The 4,094-nt window shown below is 73.0% G+C and carries 4 protein-coding genes; all 4 read right to left on the bottom strand.

The genetic code is table 11. The features are described 5' to 3' along the window. Positions 1-264: 264 nt before the first annotated feature. Positions 265-1,542, bottom strand: a complete 1,278-nt coding sequence (locus tag AC2CJA_RS24935; RefSeq protein ID WP_484604934.1) for a glycoside hydrolase family 64 protein — start codon at positions 1,540-1,542, stop codon at positions 265-267. A 209-nt stretch (positions 1,543-1,751) separates the two neighbouring features. Beyond that, positions 1,752-2,048 (bottom strand): hypothetical protein, encoded by a 297-nt coding sequence (locus AC2CJA_RS24930; RefSeq protein WP_484604933.1) that lies wholly within the window; start codon positions 2,046-2,048, stop codon positions 1,752-1,754. A gap of 79 nt (positions 2,049-2,127) precedes the next feature. Next, complete coding sequence (locus AC2CJA_RS24925) at positions 2,128-3,057, bottom strand: AurF N-oxygenase family protein (protein ID WP_484604932.1); 930 nt, start codon at positions 3,055-3,057, stop codon at positions 2,128-2,130. Positions 3,058-3,216: 159 nt separating this feature from the next. Next, entirely contained in the window at positions 3,217-3,666 is a 450-nt protein-coding gene (locus AC2CJA_RS24920) for an SH3 domain-containing protein (protein ID WP_484604931.1), read from the bottom strand. Between the last annotated feature and the right edge of the window lie 428 nt (positions 3,667-4,094).

Genomic DNA, 4,094 nt, shown 5'->3' with positions numbered 1-4,094 from the left:
GCCCCGCGGCGACCGCGGCCCCGGTCACCGCCGCCACCGCCGCCCGCACCAGACGGACCCGCACCCTCGCCACCGGCTCACCTCCGCGCTCCGCACCGCCACCGCCTCGCGGGCCCCCCGCGAGGGCCCTGCGGCGATCGTGGCACGGGGAGCCGCGACCGGCCCGCGCAGCGGTGTCCGGGCTGCGGCAAACGCGGTAGGACACCGCGGACGGGACTCCGGCCGGGTGAACGGGACCGGCCGGAGTCCCGTCCGGCCGGGGCCTCAGACGGGCCGCTTGACGGTGACGGCCAGCGCCCAGTCGCCGGGGCGCTCGGTGTACGTCACGGCGCCCGCGAGATCGCCCTCCCTCGTGGGCGTGACGTCGTCGTAGGGAAAGGCGTAGCCGCGGCCGCCGGCCGCGAGTTCGTGCACGGCCCGCGCGTACTCGTGCCGGGGGCCGTGGGTGTAGAACTCCGCGGAGACCGCGTCGGGCTGGGAGGGGTTGCTCAGCAGCGTGGTACGGCACAGCGCGGCGCCCAGCACCGCGGCGATGCGCCCCTGCTGGGTGGCGTTGATCCCGTGGAGGGTGCCGTCGCAGCCGAAGATGTCGGCCTCGGCGGTGGTGCCGGCCGTCCCCGGCCTGGCGAAGGAGTCCGGGGAGCCGTCCGTGATGCCCTCGAAGACCAGGCGGTCCCCGTGGGTCCGGCCGGTGACGGTCCTGCCCGGCCAGACGTCGCCCAGGGTGATCCGCAGGTCCCGGCCGCCGTCGGCGCGGTAGGCGTGCCACACCTGGTCGACGTAGGACCGGTAGTGCCCGGCGAACACCTCCGTGCCCAGGCCCGGGAGCTTGGCGGGGCTGGAGACCCGCACCAGCCGGTCGCCGTCGTACAGCGCGCACTTCCCCCAGTCGCCGCCGGCCCGGCGCAGCCGCTCGGCCAGCGCCGCGGTCCCGCCGGCGGGCATGCCGCCGACGTGCTGCACCTGCCCGCTGCCGGGGGTGAGGGTGAGGGAGACGGGCAGGGCGACGCCGTCCACGCAGGTGATGTTCCCCCAGATCCCGCCCGGGTTGTAGGTGAACTCGCAGTAGTCCCACGCGGTGCGGTACGAGGGGTCGGAGGGGTTGGCGGCCGACGGCTGGACGAGGGCTCCGGCGGCGCCGCCGGCGTTGGGGTTGGCGAAGAAGGAGACGCTCTGTCCGAGCGAGACGTACGCCCGCCCGCCGGTGAGGTGGTCGTTGAGGGGGATGTCCCGGTCGAACGGGATCCGGTGCGATTGAAGGAAGCCGCTCAGGTCGTGCATCCGCTGTGCCGGGTTGGGGATCGGGTCCAGGCGGCCGGTCGAGGGGTTGAGGAAGCCCTGCCCGCCGCCGGGCACGTCGGCGTGGACGTAGGCGAACGCGGTGGACTGGCCGGTCTCGTTGACGAACCGCACTGTCGGGACGGCGGCGGCCGTCCCTGCGGGCGGACCGGCGGCGAAGCCCGAGGACGTGGCGGCGTAACCGATGACGGGGGCCGAGACGGCCGCGGCGGACAGGCCGAGGAACCTTCTGCGTGACACCACGGTGGGGATCTCCTGACGGACATGGTAATGGCATGGGCACGACAGGCGGGGCCGTGCGTCCGGCCGCGGCCCGGAAGGGCGGGGAGAGGCCGGATGGGGCCACTGTGCTGAGAGCGCGCCCCAAGGTCAAGACTTTTGAGTGAGAGCGCTCTCATTTAAGGTTCTCTTATAACTCCTGAACGATCAGCGGGAGTTGGGTCACTCTCTGCTCAGCGCTCTCCGGTCCCTCCGGCCCCTGTGCCCGGCCGGCTCCACGGCCACCTCGGAGCGCGCCGCTGCCTGCCCTCCGGCCGGTACACGTACCGCCAGCCGCGTGGCAGCACCGACCACCGCCCGCCTCCGGTCACCTGCTCCAGGCGGTAGACGTGGACGACGGGCCGCCCGCCCGCCGGATCGGGGACGGGGATCTCGTAGTACTTCGGCGGCCGTCCCGTGGGGCCGAGCAGGACGGGCAGCACCCGTCCGTCCATCGGCCCGCCGGTGAACTCAGTCTCCTCGCTTCTCACCACTCCAGTGTCACAGCAGGTGGAGGGCGTCGCCGACCACCGGTGCCACCTGCCGGACCAGCCGGCCCGCCGCCCCGCCCTACGCCAGCAGCCCCGAACTCCGCCACAGCCTGCGGCCGGCCCCGCGCAGCACCCCGATCTCGTCCAGGAACTCCGTCAGCCGCCGCGCGCTCGTCCGCATCACCTCGCGGCGGTGGCCGCTCGCCCTCACCTGGGCCACCGCCTCGCGGCGGTCGAGCCCGGCATCGGTGTAGACCCGCGGGTTGACGAAGGACACGGACATCACCCGGGCCGCCTGGCCGGAGCTGATCCGGGTCAGCTCCGCCTCCCAGCGCGGGCAGCTCACCATCTGGCGGCGCAGCTCCTCGCGCGCGTAGCGCACGTGCCGGGCCTCCTCGACGACGTGGACGCGGGTGATGCCGCGCACCAGCGGCTGGACCCGCTTGTCGGGGAACGTCAGCCGCTGCATCCAGTCCAGGACCTCCTCGCCCAGCAGGGTCGCGGTGAACGAACCGGGCGTGGTGGAGACGGTCTTGAGGACCCGGGCCAGGTTGTGGTGGAACCGCGGGACCGGGTACGGCCGCACGCCCGCCCTGGAGATGAAGCGGGTGAACATCTTGGAGTGCCGGCACTCGTCCTCGATCTCGGTGAGGGCGTAGCGCACGTGCGAGCTGTCCATGGGCTTGTCGTAGATGTGCCGCGCCAGCAACTGGATGAGGATGATCTCGAACCAGACGCCGAGCGAGGCGAGCGAGGCGGCCTCGCGGCGGGCGAGGTCCATCCGCTGCTCCTCGGGCATCCGCCGCCACAGCGGGGTGTCGTAGAGGGAGACCAGCTCCGGCGGCCAGAACCACTTGCCCTCCTCGAAGGGCGCGTCCCAGTCCAGCTCCCGGTCGGGGTCGAAGGAGTGCCTGGCCGACGATGCGAGCAGGCGCTCGGCCACCTGTTCGCGGTCCTTGAGCAGCCCGAGGGCGTCCCGGGGCCGTCCGGCATCGGTCGCGGTCGTCATCGCACGGCCACCTCACTGTCGGGTTACTGGCGGTCACACCTGGCTCGTCTCTTATGAGACCGCTCGTCAGCAAGCCCGTCAATCCCCCGTGCACGGCGGCGCCCGTCCCCGCGGCCCTCAGGGCGGCGGGGACGGGCGTCAGGGGTTCGGCCGAGACCGTCAGCGACGGCAGAAGTGCGGCGCCGGGCCGATGTTCTTCACGTAGCGGGCGGAGACCCAGCCGTCGTGGTGGTGGTGCTTGCGGTCCAGCTTGTACCAGCGCGGGTTGCCGTCGATGTTCTGGCTGTTGACCTTGCACTCGATGTGGACGATCTTGCCGTAGGGCAGGGTCGCCAGAACCTTGCTGTAGGTGTTGGGCTTGCTGCGGACGTTCAGGCCGGTGCGGGCGATGACCTGGCCCTTGTAGGTGTGGTGGCTGACGTCCATCGACTCCGGCGCCATCTCCGGGTTGCGCATCTCGGCACCGGCGCGCGGGGCCTCGACGCTCTGCCGGCCGAGGTCGGCGGAGGGAGCGGGCGGCTCGGCGAAGGCGGGCCCGGCGGCGGTGGCGAGTGCGACGGCGCCACCGGCGGCGACCAGGGCGAGCTTGCTGAGCTTCGACTTGACCATTGTGGAGAGACCTCCTGGGAGGGGAGGGCCCGGTGCGGGACCGGGCCCGGGGAAAGGACACATGGACTGCGTCACGGCCCGTGATGAGCCGATCACTACCACGCGCAATTCACGTTAAATCGGCACATATGTGCGCGCAATTCGTCACGGCCGGTAGTCGAATCGGCTAAATCCCAGCTCAGAGCCCTTGTGGCCGCCCGGCCGCGCCTCCCGTTCCACTGCCCCGCACGGGTGAAAGCGGCGGTGCCTCTCCGCAGGTCAGCGGCCCGGCCCGTCACCCGGACGCTCCCGCCGCGCCGTGGCGGAGGGGGCGTTGCCCGTCAGGAGGCGCGGGTCGCCGGACCGGCCGAATCCGCGGAGGCCCCCGCGCGCACGCGGGCGGACATGGAAGGGGGGCCCCCGCGGCCAACCCCCGGGCCCCGCGCGGG

The organism is Streptomyces sp. ATLC9 (assembly GCF_057196705.1).
The sequence above is the reverse complement of the archived record's forward strand: the minus strand, read 5'-3'. Positions and strand labels throughout refer to the sequence as shown.